Source organism: Mesorhizobium sp. RCAM 05099 (assembly GCF_059683685.1).
On record NZ_CM185035.1, the window covers coordinates 6224825 to 6240410 of the forward strand.

At 58.9% G+C, this 15586-nt stretch carries 11 protein-coding genes and 4 pseudogenes; 5 read left to right on the forward strand and 10 right to left on the reverse strand.

All coding sequences use genetic code 11. The features are described 5' to 3' along the window. Positions 1 to 72 precede the first annotated feature (72 nt). Together AC56QQ_RS30875 and AC56QQ_RS30880 are read left to right on the forward strand one after the other, a co-directional pair. Positions 73 to 267: pseudogene (locus AC56QQ_RS30875) on the forward strand (transposase); the annotation flags it as partial. A 42-nt stretch (positions 268 to 309) separates the two neighbouring features. After that, positions 310 to 667 (forward strand): annotated as a pseudogene (locus AC56QQ_RS30880) (transposase); the annotation flags it as partial. Positions 668 to 864: 197 nt separating this feature from the next. Here AC56QQ_RS30880 and AC56QQ_RS30885 read toward each other — a convergent pair. The 8 genes from AC56QQ_RS30885 to AC56QQ_RS30920 form a co-directional block, all read right to left on the reverse strand. After that, positions 865 to 2157: a serine hydrolase domain-containing protein gene (locus tag AC56QQ_RS30885; RefSeq protein WP_497124531.1), complete on the reverse strand. Its 1293-nt coding sequence runs from the start codon at positions 2155 to 2157 to the stop codon at positions 865 to 867. Positions 2158 to 2904: 747 nt separating this feature from the next. Then, on the reverse strand, positions 2905 to 4275 hold the full coding sequence (locus AC56QQ_RS30890; RefSeq protein WP_497124532.1) for a CapA family protein: 1371 nt from the start codon (positions 4273 to 4275) through the stop codon (positions 2905 to 2907). Between the two features lie 335 nt (positions 4276 to 4610). After that, positions 4611 to 5858, reverse strand: coding sequence for a serine hydrolase domain-containing protein (locus AC56QQ_RS30895; protein ID WP_497124533.1), 1248 nt, complete (start codon positions 5856 to 5858; stop codon positions 4611 to 4613). Positions 5859 to 5907: 49 nt separating this feature from the next. Beyond that, a complete protein-coding gene (locus tag AC56QQ_RS30900; RefSeq protein WP_497129191.1) occupies positions 5908 to 7011 on the reverse strand; it encodes an ABC transporter ATP-binding protein in 1104 nt (367 codons plus the stop codon). Further along, positions 7008 to 8030, reverse strand: a complete 1023-nt coding sequence (locus AC56QQ_RS30905; protein WP_497124534.1) for an ABC transporter ATP-binding protein — start codon at positions 8028 to 8030, stop codon at positions 7008 to 7010. Before AC56QQ_RS30905 ends, AC56QQ_RS30900 begins: the two co-directional genes overlap by 4 nt. Before the next feature lies 1 nt (position 8031). Next, positions 8032 to 8913, reverse strand: coding sequence for an ABC transporter permease (locus AC56QQ_RS30910; protein WP_497124535.1), 882 nt, complete (start codon positions 8911 to 8913; stop codon positions 8032 to 8034). A gap of 1 nt (position 8914) precedes the next feature. Then, on the reverse strand, positions 8915 to 9856 hold the full coding sequence (locus tag AC56QQ_RS30915) for an ABC transporter permease (protein WP_497124536.1): 942 nt from the start codon (positions 9854 to 9856) through the stop codon (positions 8915 to 8917). Further along, on the reverse strand, positions 9856 to 11445 hold the full coding sequence (locus AC56QQ_RS30920; RefSeq protein WP_497129193.1) for an ABC transporter substrate-binding protein: 1590 nt from the start codon (positions 11443 to 11445) through the stop codon (positions 9856 to 9858). The genes AC56QQ_RS30915 and AC56QQ_RS30920 overlap by 1 nt, the downstream gene beginning before the upstream one ends. Positions 11446 to 11829: 384 nt before the next feature. Between AC56QQ_RS30920 and AC56QQ_RS30925 the strand changes: the two are divergent. Further along, positions 11830 to 12025: pseudogene (locus AC56QQ_RS30925) on the forward strand (transposase); the annotation flags it as partial. A gap of 247 nt (positions 12026 to 12272) precedes the next feature. Here the strand turns inward: AC56QQ_RS30925 and AC56QQ_RS30930 are convergent. After that, positions 12273 to 12431 (reverse strand): annotated as a pseudogene (locus tag AC56QQ_RS30930) (IS3 family transposase); the annotation flags it as partial. A 118-nt stretch (positions 12432 to 12549) separates the two neighbouring features. On the opposite strand from AC56QQ_RS30930, the gene AC56QQ_RS30935 reads away from it, so the two are divergent. Then, positions 12550 to 13683 carry a M24 family metallopeptidase gene (locus AC56QQ_RS30935; protein WP_497124518.1) on the forward strand — a complete coding sequence of 378 codons (1134 nt, stop codon included), beginning with the start codon at positions 12550 to 12552 and terminating at the stop codon, positions 13681 to 13683. 275 nt (positions 13684 to 13958) lie between these two features. Here the strand turns inward: AC56QQ_RS30935 and AC56QQ_RS30940 are convergent, their stop codons facing one another. After that, the gene (locus tag AC56QQ_RS30940; RefSeq protein WP_497124537.1) at positions 13959 to 14783 is read right to left on the reverse strand and encodes an IS5 family transposase; all 825 of its coding nucleotides are present in this window, start codon (positions 14781 to 14783) and stop codon (positions 13959 to 13961) included. Between AC56QQ_RS30940 and AC56QQ_RS30945 the strand changes: the two genes are divergently transcribed. Then, positions 14731 to 15267, forward strand: a complete 537-nt coding sequence (locus AC56QQ_RS30945; protein WP_497129279.1) for an aspartate/glutamate racemase family protein — start codon at positions 14731 to 14733, stop codon at positions 15265 to 15267. The two genes, AC56QQ_RS30940 and AC56QQ_RS30945, sit on opposite strands and share 53 nt — an antisense overlap. Positions 15268 to 15586: the final 319 nt, after the last annotated feature.

The window sequence follows — 15586 nt, forward strand, 5'->3', positions numbered from 1 at the left end:
CTCTGTCCCGGATGGTCGCACCATACGCCGCGCATCAGAAAAGCGTAGCCGGACATCGGCACCAAGAATCTCATACCGGTTACGAATGCCATCGAGGCGCTGAACTCAAAGCTGCGGCGGGCCGTGCGAACGCGTGGCCACTTTCCCAATGACGACGCCGCAATGAGGCTCCACGCCGCCGAGGAATGGAAACGCGCCCCGCGCGAATGGTTCGAGGCCAGGACACAATTCGCCGTCGTCTTCGGCGAAAGGTTCGTCAGCCAATGACGATAACAGGCCTCAAGCACAAGATTCCTGACAGTCCCCGCTCAAGGTGCCGATACCCGCTTCATCGTCACCAACTTTCAGGTGGCAAGGCCAAGGCGCTCTACGAGGATGTCTGCTGCCGGCGCGGCGCTGCCGAGAACCACATCCAGTCATCAAGTCGTGGAAGAAGAATCTCGCCGCCGACCGCACCTCCTGCACAAGAGCGACGGCCAACCAGTTCCGGCTGTTCCTGCATGCCGCCAGTCGCCCAATTCGACACGCTGCGACTGCGCCTCAGCAAGATCGCCGCGCGCGTGGTCGAGATGAAGCAGCCCCCAACCCCCTGCACCTGCCGACATCCTGTCCCGACCAGCGCATCCTACGCATCGTCCTCGACCGCATTCCGCGGTTCTTGACATAGCGGACGGGCCGACAACGCCCCGAAACGAACCCGCCGACAGCAACCTGCAAACCCCGCCTTCCATCACGACAGATCACCGCCGGCGCCCGACCAACTTGTCACAATGAACCGAGACCGCGACCAGATCACCACCTAAGGCCGCCAAACGTTCATCGCCGTGCCTAAACCCGCTGGCTACTATTGAAATCTTATAGCCTCTATTTCGCCAATTCATCTCGGATGGCTCGCATCGCCGCGAGCGTATCGTCGATACCAAACGTGGGTTGGCGTTTCGGCCGATGGTGGGTTTGCACCTCTGCCGGGACTGGCCGATGGGAGAGTTTCACCGCCGCAAAATCAGATTGCGGGTCGATATAGAGAAATTGGCCGGCATAGCCAGTATGGCCATAGGCTCGACGTTCCCGGTCATAAATCCTGCAGCAATTGTGGTAAGCGTGCGTCACGGAAGACGGCTGTTGCCCTTGCAACTGGAATAGTTGTTCACTAGCTGCCCGTGTGTCGTCGATCCATTCAGTTGGAACGATCTGTCTCCCGTTGAGTTCGCCGCGGCGCAGATGCAGCAGCGCGAAGCGGGCCCAATCACGAAGTGTGGCCTGGAATCCGCCGGACGTCATGGCATGCCGCGCCGGGTCGACGATTTGGCAGGCGTCTTCCTCCGCCCCCATCGGACTCCACAATTCGCTGCTGAACAGCTCCGGGAGAAACTTGCCGGTTACGCGCTGCATGACGAAGCCCAGCACGTCATGGTTCGGGTCGAAGTACGCATACCGCGCGCCGTGCGGCGCCTCCTGCTCCGTTATTCCTAGGATGGCGTCCCAGACACTCGCCGGAGCGTCAGGATACGATTCCACAGGGCCATGGTATCCCAAAGCCACGACGAATTTGTAGTACTGGCTACCTGCCACAAACTGGTCCTTCTCCCCCTTCCCAATCGTCGCGCCCGCAGTATGGTCAAGGAGATGCTGCACCGTGGCGCCGCGATAGGCGGTAGCCTCCAGTTCCGGCAAATACCGTGTTACCAGACCCCCTGGATCAATGAGCCCTTGGCCGACCAGTATGCCCACCATTGTCCCCGTGAGGGTCTTCGATACCGATCTGCCAACGTGCTTGAAATGCGGCTCCATGCCATTCATGTATGTCTCAGACACGATCTCGCCGCGATGCATAACCAGAAAGCCAGCAGTATAATCTCCCTCGAGAAACTCGCGGACTGTGGCGCGCCGGCCACCGGTGAATAGGATTTCAATGCCTCCGATGTCTCTGAGCCGCTGTGCAAGCGGCAGGACCGGTCCTGGGCCCCGCCAAACCGTGGCGGTTCGCGTATGTTCGCTCACATGCGAAAATGTCCAACGGCTATAAGGCCAAAGGGACCACTCTTTCGCCGGGATCATAGGCGCGCCTAGCGTCGGATCGGGCTGCCATAACTCGGGATCGGACTGCGATGACTCGCTAGCCACGCGGCGACCGAGATCGGCGAGTTTCTGAGACATCGAAACGCTCCATAAGTTCGGCCGACGGCCCACTAAAAAAATCGACATATGTCGTATAGAGCACGGCCGATGACCGCTTTGCGCTGCCTCATGTCAACGCAGGAACTCGGCGTTTATCGCCGTCCATCGCGCGCCCCGCTCGTGAAAATTGCCTATTGAGGCCGTTCGATATCCAAACTACTACACTGATCTTCCGCTCAATTTTGGTGGCGTAGCCTTAGCGGAAGTGTATTGATTGGGATGGTAACGCTTGCGATGACAGAGCTCTCTGGCCCCGACACAATACCCCGCTTCGACCACCATCGTTTTCCCGCCGAGATTATCGCCCATTCGGTATGGCCCATCATCGGTTTTCTTTGAGCCCAATGTCGAGGATCTGCTCGCTGACCAACGGGATTGATGTCACGTTTCAAACCGTGGCGGATGGGCCGTAAAGTTAGGTTCCAAATTCTCTCGCCAGCGCCAACCTGTTTCGCCTTCACCGAGAACATCTGCCTGCAAACTGTCATTGCGATGCCATGAGGACCTGGCGGCAGATCGCTATGTCGATCCCAAGGTCTTGAAGCCTCATTAGACCTATACTCGATAAGGCGACGCCGCCGGGACGAATGTTTCCCAGGGGTGATGGGAGAAGCGGTTGGCTTAATCAGTGATCGGGATTTCGATTGCGCGCATGTTTTTGCTGGCTGCTGCAATGTTGGACCGCTTTCGCTCGGGCTACTTCAAGGGCTCAATGCGTCATTGTGGTCATCGCAGCGAGCTGGGCTGCAAACTGATCACGCCGACGTCGTTCTCGATGGCGATCTCGGTCCCAAATGGCGTTGAGAGTGTCTGCAGACGCTCGAGAATGGCTTTTGCTTGCTGCGTGGGTGCGAGACTTGGAACGCCGCGGTCTGCAAACCTTTCCGAGTGACCGAGTTCGATCGGATATAGCCGCAATTCGGCAAGCTGGTTCAGCTCAAATCGGCTGACAGTGACAATGCTTTCATAGAAGAGCGGGTGTGTGAATCCTCCTGCCATCTCGGCGACTTTAACCTCGGCATCCGTGTCGACCAGTGGGTCCTTAGCGTATTCATCAAACATGTCGGCGCCGGATGGAGTCCCGAGGTCGTCCTCGAAGAAGTTCCCAAGGCCATAAAAGATCGGTCGGCCCTTGTAGATTTCGATGCCGCGCAACTGGTGCGATCCATGCCCGATATATGCATCGGCCCCGGCATCGATCATGCGACGTGCAAACGACGGTTCGTAATCAGGAATTACCTGCCGACAATTATCAGGCTCGTGCCCGTGGTTCGTGACAATGCAGAAGTCAGAAAACTGCTTGCCTCGACGAACGTTTCGTAGAATGCCGGCGACATCGCGCGGATTGGGTTCGTAGCTTACTCCAGCCGTGTCGCCGGCTATGTATGTCGTTCCCTCCATCACGACCACGCCGGGATCTTCACCGCCAGGCCAGTGGCAGGGTAACGCAGCACGTATCTGCCTCAAACTCTCAAGCATCTCGCGAGGAACCACGATGCTTTTCGCCAAACGAAGGGCGTTAAGTCCAGGTCTGCCTGGCGCTTCGCCAGCGGGATCGCCCGCACGAGCCATAGGCATAAAGGTTGTAGCACACGAAACCAACGCCGCGCGACCACGCGCGGTCTCCAAGAAGCGAGCTGCGCCGGCTTGCGCGAGATTCTCGCCCACGCCGGCATGGATGATCCCATTCTGGTCGAGCACCCGGCTCGTTTCGCGCATGCCTTCAACGCCCCAGTCAAGGGAATGGTTGTTAGCGCGACCTACGATGTTAAACCCCATCGCCTTTAAATCAGGTCCGACTTCCGGCAAGCTGAGGTGATAGGCGCCGCCGTATTCTGCCTGCGGGTACCCATTGAACGATCGGATATCAAAAATGTTGACCTCCAGGTTGCCAAAAGTGACGTCAGCATCACGAAGGATCTTGTTAACGGCGCCGAACCCAGGATCCTGAGATTTGGTCACTGTCCGCGACACGATGAGGTCGCCGACTGCTGCCATCGTGAAGCCGTCCGCCACGTTTGTTGCAAGCGAGCCGACCACATCAAAGCCAGCACCTCGCTGGGCTGGATGACCATCGACCCCGTGTGAATTTTCCATAGATTTCTCCTGCATTTGCCGCGGTTCGCATTTTTGCGTCTTCGTGTTAAGCGCTGCAGTTCTACTATTTTGACGGGTTGAAAAGCCCCGCCGAATTGTCAAAGCAGACGCTAACCTAGTTTGGCGCACCGAATTGTGCCGTGGGCCCTGGCCTGATCGCGGATATGACAGGCGGCGACCGGGAGGTCATAGGCGTCTAAGGCAGCACGACAGGTGGAACCCTCGACCGCGAGCGCGCATTTGACTTTACGACGTTCACCCCGATTCCACTGTTTTGTGTCAAGACCGCTGTCCAGGGCGCGGGGCTACGCACGTAGCATGTAAGTATTAGCGGCTCATAATTGCCTCTTGAGCAGCGGCGCGTGCGATTGGATGCGACCGAAAGCGCGCGATGACCACTTCCGCCTTCGGCGCGATATACAGGCGCTGGCCGTGGATGGCCCGGGCTTCCAGGGCGCCCATTTCATCATGCGGCAACCACCATTGGCTGCGATAGGACCATCCATCGGGCGCTTGGGAAGGTCTGCCCTTTGTAAGTCGTGCACGACGGAAGCGGGAACGACCTGCTTTCCATTCCATTCGCCCTCACAACGTATAAGTTCGCCGAACCGCACGAGGTCACGAAGCGTCGCACTCAAGCCGCCGCCAGCGATGGGCATGCCGGTGGAATCGACTGTTGCGTAGCCGTCCTCCTCACAGCCAAGCGGCGCCCACAGGCGTTCATGTAGAAGTTCCGCAAACGAACGACCCATAACCCGCGCCATCACCCATGTCATCACTTCTGTATTGACAGTCTTGTAAACGGAAGGCCCCCCATGTGCGCCTTCCTTTTGCACGGTACGCAGGTAGTCGCATAAGGTGTGAGTGCCGTCATACCCATCCGGCCTCCACCGCCAGCCACAGGCTCGCATATAAGCGCAAACACCCGAGTTCTTGTCGGCGTACTCCTCGGTATGGGCAAGCCCCGTCTCCATGACCATTACCTGACGCAATGTGGCGTCCCCAAAGCCAGAGATGCGCAGTTCGGAGAGGTAATGCGCGATCGTCATCGCGTCGTCGAGCACACCTTCGTGCGCAAACGCTGCGGTCAGAGTGCCCGCATACGATTTCGTCACTGAGTGGCACGCATGCGGCAGGTGCGGCTCAAGGGCACCGAAGCGCTCATATACGACGCGCCCCTGCAGCATTATGATGCCGTCGGTGTAGGTGTCGAAAAGCGCATCATCGACGCGCCACGTGCGCCCATCATTGTCGGCGAAGGTGACCTCCCCCAGGTCTGTGGCCCTGTCGCTGCGATCAAGCGGCGACGGACCGCGCCACACGTTCACAGTCGGCACAAGCTCGCGCATGTGCGACAGCGACCAACGGATCTGCGAGAACTCGAAGAACTTGTCGCCGTCGAATAGGATCCGCTTTTCGTCGGCTGGCGGCGCACCGCGCATCAAGCCGAGTTCATCCGGATCGGACGTGCGCCCGTCGAGATACTGCTGTCCATTGAATTCGAGCATACGCCTAGATAACCGCTTCAACGCCACATTGTCGACACGTGCACTCAGCGCAAGTTCTTTCAAAACCTTTTCCATGACCTCAGTCTTTTCAACTGTTGCTATGACGACTGCTAGTGCAGGCACTCTAGCCGGCATCGCGGGCTGTCGGCCCATGCGGCGGCTTTACGAATTCCTCCGAGGATTCCAACACGCCCCGACCTGCTATGCACTGTGGTGAAGAATTGACTGCCAAATCCGGCTGTCCCGGAACGTCTATGGCCGGAGCGCGCACATGACAGGCCACGACGCGCCCGTCTGCCATTGGCACCAAAGGCGGTACCTCGATGCGGCAACGCTCGACCGCGAGCGGGCAGCGCGGGTGGAATGCGCATCCGCTCGGCGGATTGATGGGGCTTGGCACCTCGCCCTCTATGGGCGCCTCCAGCCGAACCCTCGTAGGATCCGGCACAGGTGCCGCCGCGATCAGCGCCTCGGTATAAGGATGGACCGGCTTGGCGAAGAGCGCCTCACACGGCGCGAGCTCCACGATCCGTCCCAAATACATGACTGCCACGCGATGGCCGATATGCTCGACCACGCTTAGATCATGCGAGATGAAGACGAAGGCGATCCCCATCTGCTCCTGGAGGTCCATCAGCAGATTGAGGATCTGCGCCTGCACGGAAACATCGAGGGCCGAGACCGCCTCGTCGGCGATGATGATCGAAGGGTTGAGGGACAGCGCACGCGCGATGCCGAGTCGCTGGCGCTGGCCGCCTGACAATTCGGAGGGAAGTCTGTGCCTCATCTCGGGCGCCAGGCCCACCTTCTGCAGAAGCTCCGCCGCCAGCGCCTCGCGCTTCCTGCGGGTCAGGCGCTCGAAGTTCTCGACCGGTTCGGTGATGATTTGTCCGGCGGTGAGCCGCGGGTTCAGCGACGAATAAGGATCTTGGAACACCATCTGCATGCGACGCCGCCAGTTCCGAAGGGCGCGCTTGTTGAGGCCCGCAATGTCGGTTCCGTCGATCAGCACGCGCCCGTCCGTCGGCTCTGTCAGCCGCATCAGAAGCCGTGCGACGGTGGACTTGCCGCAGCCGGATTCACCAACGATGCAAAGCGTCTCGCCTGCCTCCACCGAGAACGAGACATCCTGCACGGCCCGCACTACCGGAATACTTGTCTTGAAGATTCCCGAGCCAAGCGGAAAGTGCTTGGTCAGATTCTCGACTTTCAGAAGATGACCGTTCATGCGCGCACGACCTCTTCGGCCCGCCAGCACGCCGCGGCGTGGCTTGCCCCGACATCGCGTAGGGCGGGCGTCTTGTTGCGGCAAATGTCGATAGCGAACGGGCAACGCGCGGCAAAGCTGCATCCCACCATCGGCTCGCGCAGACTCGGCACAATTCCGGGAATTTCCGGAAGGCGGCGCTCTTTGCCGCGACGCCTGTCCGGCAGCGATCGCATGAGGGCCTGAGTGTAAGGATGCGCGGGACGGGCGAAGAGATCCGTCACCGACGCCTGTTCGACGATCCGGCCGGCATACATCACGATCACGCGCTGGGAGGTCTCGGCGACAACGCCCAGATCATGGGTGATAAACATCACGGCGGTTCCCGTACGCTCCTTCAGATCGACGATCAGCCGCAGAATCTGCGCCTGGATCGTGACATCGAGCGCCGTCGTCGGCTCGTCGGCGATCAGGAGTTCCGGTGAGCAGGCGAGCGCCATGGCGATCATGGCGCGCTGGCGCATGCCGCCCGACATCTCATGGGGATAGTTGCTGACGCGACGCTCGGGATCCGCAATGCGGACGAGGCGGAGCATCTCTTCGGCCCTGGCCATTGCATCCGAGCGGGAGGCCCCAGTGTGGATTTCCACCGCTTCGGCGATCTGCCGTCCGACCGTGTGAACAGGGCTTAGGCTCGTCATGGGATCCTGGAAGATCATGGCGATCTTGTTGCCGCGGATCTTTCGCATCTCCCGGTCGGACAACTCAAGAAGGTTGCGCCCGTGAAAGCGGACTGCTCCACCGACGATCTCGGCGGTCAGATTCGGCAGTAGGCGAAGGATCGAGAGAGCGGTGACGCTCTTGCCGCATCCGGATTCGCCGACGACGCCGAGAGTCTCACCCTTCTTCACCTGAAAGCTGATGCCGTCCAAGGCGCGAGTAACGCTCTCTTCGCCAAAAAAATGTGTCTCGAGATCCTGGACATCGAGGAGCACGTCATCCTCGATGGCTGTTTCTTCTATGAAGTTTTGCATCAGCATATCAACGCCTCCGCTTCGCGCGGGGGTCGAACAGGTCGCGCAGACCATCCCCGAGGAGGTTGACCGCAAGGACTGTGATCGCAAGGCAGACCCCCGGGGCGAAGACCGTCATTGGCGCAATCGCGAGATAGAGGCGCGAGCCCGAAATCATGTTGCCCCAACTCGGAATTTCGGGCGGCACGCCTACGCCGAGAAAGCTCAACCCCGCCTCCGTCAGGATCGCGCTGGCGCAGACAGTGGCGCTCTGCACCATGAGCGGAGGAATGGTGCTCGGCAGGATATGGCGCCACAGGATCTTCGGCAGGCGCGCGCCGCCGCAGCGCGCGGCCTCCACAAAGGGGAGCTCGCGAACACCCAGGACCACCGAGCGAACTAGCCGCGTGACTGCCGGCGTCTGGGGGATCACGATGGCGACGATGAGGATGCCGATCCCGGGCCCTGCCAAGGAGATGAGCGCAATGGCCAGCAGGAACGTCGGGATCGACATCAGGCCGTCCATGACCCGCATGATGACGTTATCGAATGTGCGGCTATAGCCGGCGACGATACCGACTAGTAGCCCGGCAAGGGCCGCGCACACCGCCGATATCAATCCGACCAGGAGGGAGATGCGCGCGCCGAAGACTGTTCGGGCAAACACGTCCCGGCCCAGATTGTCGCTTCCGAACCACATCTCGGCGGAGGGGGGCTGAAGCCGTGTAAATGGGTCCATGTTCCCCGGATCGCCGGCGTAAAGCGGCGCAGCGAGCGCCAGGATGATCAGAAGCCCCAACAGGCCGCCGCCTGCAATGACCAGCGGATGACGCCTTGCCAGACGGGGAAGGTCAGATATTCGCAGACGCCCCGTCGGGACGTATTCAACTGGTGCCGAGAATATCGTCATATCAGTACCGGATACGCGGATCGATCAGAGTGTAGGCAAGATCGACCGTGAGATTGATAAGTACGTACACGCCCGACACAAGGATGAGCACGCTCTGGATAATCGGATAGTCGCGATTGTTGATCGCATCGACGACCAGACGCCCGATGCCGGGTATGTTGAACACCGTTTCCGTGAGCACGACCCCGCCGATGAGATAGGCGAAACTGATGCCGATCACGGTCAGGATCGGTACGCCGGCATTCTTCAAGGCATGGTGAAAAAGCATCGCATAGGACGAAGCGCCCTTGGCGGCAGCCGTTCGCATATAGTCTTCCGACAGGACTTCGAGCATGCTCGCCCGCGTGATCCGGGCGATGAAGGCAATATAGCCGAAACCCAAAGCCACGGTGGGCATGATCAGGTGCACGAACCAGGGGCCGAGGCCAGCCGCGATCGGCACATATCCCTGGACCGGTAGCAAGTGCAATCTGATCGCAAAGAAGTAGATGAGAAAAAAGCCGATGACGAAGACCGGAACGGAATAACCCAGTGCCGAAAAGGCAGCGAGGAGGCGGTCGATGAGCCCTCCAGTTTTCCACGCGGCGAGCATACCGAAAGAGACCCCGACCGACACCGAAAGGATCATCGTCAGGATCGACAGGGAAAGGGTCGGTTCAAGCCGCTGCGAGATGAGCTCGAGAACCGGTAGTCCGGCAAAGATCGAGGTGCCGAAATCGCCGCCAAGCATATCCCACACCCAACGCATAAACTGAACTGGCATAGGATCGTTTAGGCCCAGTTTTTCGCGGATGCCAGCGATCATCTCTGCGGACGCTAACTCGCCGGCCATCAATTTTGCCGGATCGCCCGGTGCCAGCCTCAGCAGCAGGAAGACGAAAGTTCCGACCACCGCCATGACGGCTATGGTCGAAACCAATCTCCGAAGGATGTATGCTGCCATTAGGCAGATCCCTGCTCAATGTTCCACATCGGGATAAGTGTCGGCGTGGCAATAAGACCGGTGAGCGTCTTGCGGCGTGCGATCGGCAAGACAGTATGACCCAACAGAACATGAGGAACATAGTCCCACCAGACTCTTTGCAACTTGCGGGCTAGCGTCTTGCGCTCCTCAAGCGTTTCGACATTGGCCCATTTGGCCCGAAGAGCCTCATATTCGTCGCTCTTCGGCCAGCCGGTCCAACCGCTCTCGCCGGGCATGGCTAGGTAAGGCGCGCTGAGCGGATCAGCGAGTTCAAAATCCGTAGCACTTGTGATGAAGATGCTCCAACCGCCCTCCTCAACGGAGCCCTTATTGTCGCGCCGAGCGCGGACAGCCCCTCCATCTCCCGCGACAAGCTCCGCATTAACGCCAATTTTGCGTAGCGTGGCTGCCAACAACTGCGCCATATTGCCGGCCGCAGCCCAGTCCGTGCGCTGCAGGATGACGACCTTCGCGCCCGAATATCCCGCCTCCTCGAAGAGTTGCTTGGCTTTTTCCGAATCGCCGCCTTTCTTGAACCATCCGGTATTTTCGTCGTTCGAATAGGGCATTCCAAACACGGATGTGACGACAGTGATGTATTCTGGAGGGAAGGATGTACGCATGAATGCTTCCTGATCAATCAGGTGAAGCATAGCTTGACGCGCCTTGACGTTGTCGAATGGCGGCTGCAGGCAATTCATGCGCATGAAAAATTTTTCACCCCCCGTGTTCAAAACCTGCAGTGCAAGGTCGGGATGGCCCTCGATCGAAGAGTAAAGATCCGCGGATGGGGTTGCGAGGAAGTCGACCTCGCCCGATTGCAAAGCGGCGAAAGCAGTCTGCTCGTCGGCGATGATTTCCCAGATGATGCGATCGACCTTGACAACCTTTCCGCCGGCCAATGAGTCGGGCGCCTCCTTGCGTGGCACATATGATTCGTTTTTATCGTAGGTGAAGCTCGAGCCGGGCCGGGCAAGCGCGTGATTGAACTTGTATGGCCCCGATCCGATGTTCGCGGTCACCTGCTCGGTTGCGGGACGGTTCGCATCCTGCTCGCGCATGACAGGAAGGGAGGAACGCGCGAGCAGATCGAGCAGGATTCCGAGGGGCTCTTTGAGCGCGATGGTAAAGGTTTTATCGTCCTTCTTCGAGATATCCCTGGCTCGCGCCATGATTAGTTGCCCGCCGGAAGACACCTGCCCCCACCGACGAATAGACGCGACACAATCCGCTGCAGTGACGGCGCTGCCGTCGTGCCAGCCCAGCCCATCGCGGAGCTCGAACGTATAGGTCTTCTGGTCATCGGAAATGCCCCACTTCCCGACCATCTGCGGCTGCGGCACAAACTTGGAGTCGAATGCAAAAAGCGTGTCGTAGATCGCAAGGGCATGGATGTAGGTATCGGTGGATGTCGTCACGATCGGGTCGAACACAGCGAGGTCACCGAACACCATCCGGACTGTTCGCGCATCGGTTGGCGGTGTTTGTGCCCGCAGGACCGAAGGTATCGACATAGCCGTTCCGGCGGCTAGACCTACTTTAAACAAGTCGCGTCGAGAGATTGTCATGCGTTGCTTCCCCTTTGCCAATCGACCCGTTAATCCGAGTTTATTTTGGATTGAATACGACAGGAGCGCCCATTCAATCTCTGTTCCGTCCAATCTATGTTCGGTCGCGCCGCGGCCTACGTCAAATGCAGTTTGTGTATCGTTGCGATCTGGTTTTGAGATAGGCTCAGAGCGGCCTAAGACCGTGATATCGCCGGCCTCGCGTCGATCATCAGTTGCCGATTCCCGCCTGTCGCGGCGAGCCGCACCCAGCATGCCAACGTCTCGTTGCGCCGCCATTCGATCAACCGATAACCCCGCAAGTGATTTATAGAGCCTTTGACCTACCACGGTAGTTTCCTCCATCTGAGCTTAAGGGGTCCGACCTCGATTGAGGGACGACCGATGAAGAGAAAGCGGCTTACGGAAAAGTCGATGATCGCGGTTCTGCGTGAGCATGAGGCGGGAGCAAAGGGGGCGATCTGGCCCGCAGCCGCGGGATCTGGAGGCTACGCTGTATAACTTAAAGGCGAAGTATGGGGGAATGGATGTGTTCGACGCCAAACGCCACTTGGAAGGCGAGAGGCTGCTCGCCGACTCGAAGCCTAGGGCGCTGAAGGCTGCTATCGAAACCGTCGGCAGCGATCCTCATCCTGGAAGGCCCTGACGATGTCTTGCACCGTGGTGATGCCCGACAGCGCCTCGCGGACAGACAACTGCATGCTGACCTTCCGATCAGATCATCGATCACGAGATCAGTGTCTCACGCAAAAGCTTAGCTGCAAAGGAAAAAGCTGTGTTTGGTTGATAATGCCGGCGTATAACCAGGAACGGATCTTGTGCTGACCCCGTCCTTGCGGAATGCGCCGCTGCGTCGAGCGATGTTGTCCGAGGACACGGCAGACCCGCCGCTTGGGCAGTTTCAGGGTCGATCGCACGTGCCCGATGCGGGCGCGGCGACGGGCGGGGCTCACCAGTTTCCCGAGGCGGCCTCCTTCTAGAAACAAGATGGATGTCCACCAATAAATATATTGGATCGCTCGCTGCATTGGAGTCCATATGGCGGGGACACTGCCGGTCCAGCTCCACCAGACGCGCCTTACTATGATCACACAGGATTGACTGATGACACAGGCTCAGCTCTTCCCGCCACCGTTTCCCATCGACGAATTCCGCTCGCGCCTCGCGGCATTGCGCACAGTCATGGCCGAGCGGCGCGTTGACCTACTTATCGTGGATCAGCGCGAGCACATGATTTATTTCAGCGGTTACGCGTCCACAGCGGCCATGTACCAAGCGGTACTCATCCCTCTTAATGGAGAGCCGGTCCCAGTGATCCGCGCTCTCGACGGTCCGATTTTCAGCGAAAACAGCTGGCTCACCGATCACGTGGCATTTGCCGATAGCGAAAATCCGATCAAGGTCGTGGCCGAGACGGTCAAAGCCCGCGGTTTTGGAGCCTCGGTCGTAGGCGTTGAGCGCGACAGCCATTTTCTCACTTTAAACCGGGCATCGGAGCTCGAAAGCCTGCTGCCGAGTGCCAGGTTAGTTGATTTCTCCCGTATCATGTGGGAAATGCGGCTGGTCAAGTCCCCGCTCGAACTTGCTTGCCTCAAGGTAGCCGCCGAGATCTGCGATCACGCGGCTGCGGCAGCCTTCGACGCGGCTCGGGCAGGTATCAACGAGCGTGAAGTCTTCATAGCCATGACCAGCGAAGCGTTGCGCAGCGGTGCGGACAATGCGCAGATCGGCGTCATCTCATCCGGACCTTCGACCTCCTTTCACGCATCACTCGGCAGCCGTGTGTTGGAGGAGGGGGACATCGTATTTGTGGAACCGGCTCTGCACTTTCGCGGCTACACCTCGCGGATCATGCGGTCGAAATCGATCGGTGTGCCATCCGATGAACAAGTCAGGACTGCGGAAACGATCATCCGAATTCAAGACGAGCAGTTACGCATCATGAAGCCCGGCGCAAATGCAAAGGATGTGGACCGCGTTGTGCGCGAGGGGATATTGGCGGCTGGATTGCGCGACCGCTACACGAATATCACCGGCTATACGCTCGGCCTCAAGTGCGCTCCTCGCACCAGTGACTTCACCCGAGTCTTCCTGCCCGAGAGCGATTGGCAGCTAGAGCAAAACCAGGTCTTCCACATGTATACCTCCGCGCGTGGCCTGCCGTTTAGCGAAACCGTCGTTGTTACACCTGAAGGCGGGAAGCGCCTGACCAAAATGGAGCGCAAGCTTTTCTACTGAAGTCCATTCACCCAATAGCAATTCGTGGCCGTACGCAGCCGAGCCATGATTAGATCGAACAACGGCCTCGCCGAACGGATGCCATGGAATGCAACATCAAACAGCGTACTAGAAGGAGATGCAACGTGACAACCCTCGGAGTTTTGTGTCTGTCGAACAGGAATACCTATACTGGCCAAAATCCAGACTTTGGCCCAGGCATTGCCGGTCCGAGCCGTTATGGATGCCCTCCAATATGGAGACAAATCCAAGGAGCTTGGAGTCCGTGTTGAAATTCACGGATGAGCGTTTCGGCGGATGAGATTGCCGCCCATTGCGACAAGGATCATGGCTTGCGAGACGTCGATGCGCTGCTCGTAGTCGCGCACGAGGCGGCGCCATCTTGTCATCCAGCCGAAGGTCCGCTCGACGACCCAGCGGCGGGGCAGGATCTGGAAGCCCTTCTGGTCGTCGGATCGACGGATGATCTCGACCACGAAGTCGAGATAGGTGGCTTTGTCCATGAGCTTCAGCCGGTCATAGGCGCCGTCGGCGAACAGATGCTTCACCCAGGGCCAGCGCTTGCGAATACCATCCAGGATCGCCTGAGCGCCGGCACTGTCGGAGATATCGGCGGTGGTGAGGTTGACCATCAACAGCCGCCCATCCGTATCGACGGCAATGTGTCGCTTGCGGCCGACAATCTTCTTGCCGGCGTCGTAACCCCTTGTTTCAGCTTGCGGAGCCTTGACCGACTGGCTGTCGATCACGCCAGCCGTGGGAGTGGCCTCGCGCCCGGCTCGCTCGCGATCCAGCATCAGCGCCACGTCGTGGATAGTCTGGAACAGAAAGCGCCGCGCCAACTCGCGGAACCAGCCGTAGACCGTCTGCCAGGGGCCGAAATGGATCGGCAGCATCCGCCAACCGCAACCGGAGCGGACCAGGTAGCGCACGGCGTTGACCACCTCCCGGAAATCAACCTCGCGCGGACGGCCGCGACGCCCAGGCTTGGGCATCAGCGGTGCGAACTGCTCCCACTCTTCGTCCGTCAAATCAGACGGGTAGCGCTTGGTCTTCTTGGCAATCTGGGCCATCCGCCCACGGCTCTGCTCTGTCCACATCAACAGCTTGAATCATAACCAAGCCTCAGACGGAACCCATAGCCAGCCGATTTTCAAAACGGTCTCTTGGGCCAACAATGTTGTCTCGGGTGATCCTGCTTGTGAAAATGGGTATGTCAAGGCCGCCCAAGAGCTTGTACGGGAAGGAGCCGACGCAATCACGTGTGACTGCGGTTTTACGGTGCGCTACCAGCAGGCGATTGCAGCAGCCGTATCGGTGCCGGTGTCAACTTCAAGCCTGCTTTTACTTCCACACCTGCTAGCCAGCGTGCCTGCGAATAAGAAAGTCGCCGTACTCACTGCGGACTCACGATGCCTCGACGCAGGCATAATGGCTACGCTGGGTATAACAGAGCCATCGCGATTGGTCATTGAAGGGCTGGAGGGTACAGCAACCTACGCCTACATGTGGGCCGAGAAAGGTGAGATAAACGTCGAGGACGTGCTGGCCGACACCGATGACATCATTGCCCGGGTTCGGTAGCATGAAAATATTGCAGCTATTCTATGCGAGTGCACAATTTTTGTGCGTGTCTCGCCTCGAATAAGAAGGGCCACCGGATTGCCGGTCTATGACGCGGCACACAACGCAACTCTCCTTTTGGCAGCAGTGGGAGATGTTTGTCACTAGCTGCTGGTCGGCTTCCCGGCATGACGATCGGTATAGCTGGTGTGTTACGGTGGAGGAAAGTTGGCGCTCATCGATCTTGAGGACTGTGTGGGTGGGGTCTTCTACTCGGATATGTTTTATGCCGTTGCCGCAGCTGGACTTCGCTAGCGTCTCTCCACCGCAATTGGCACTA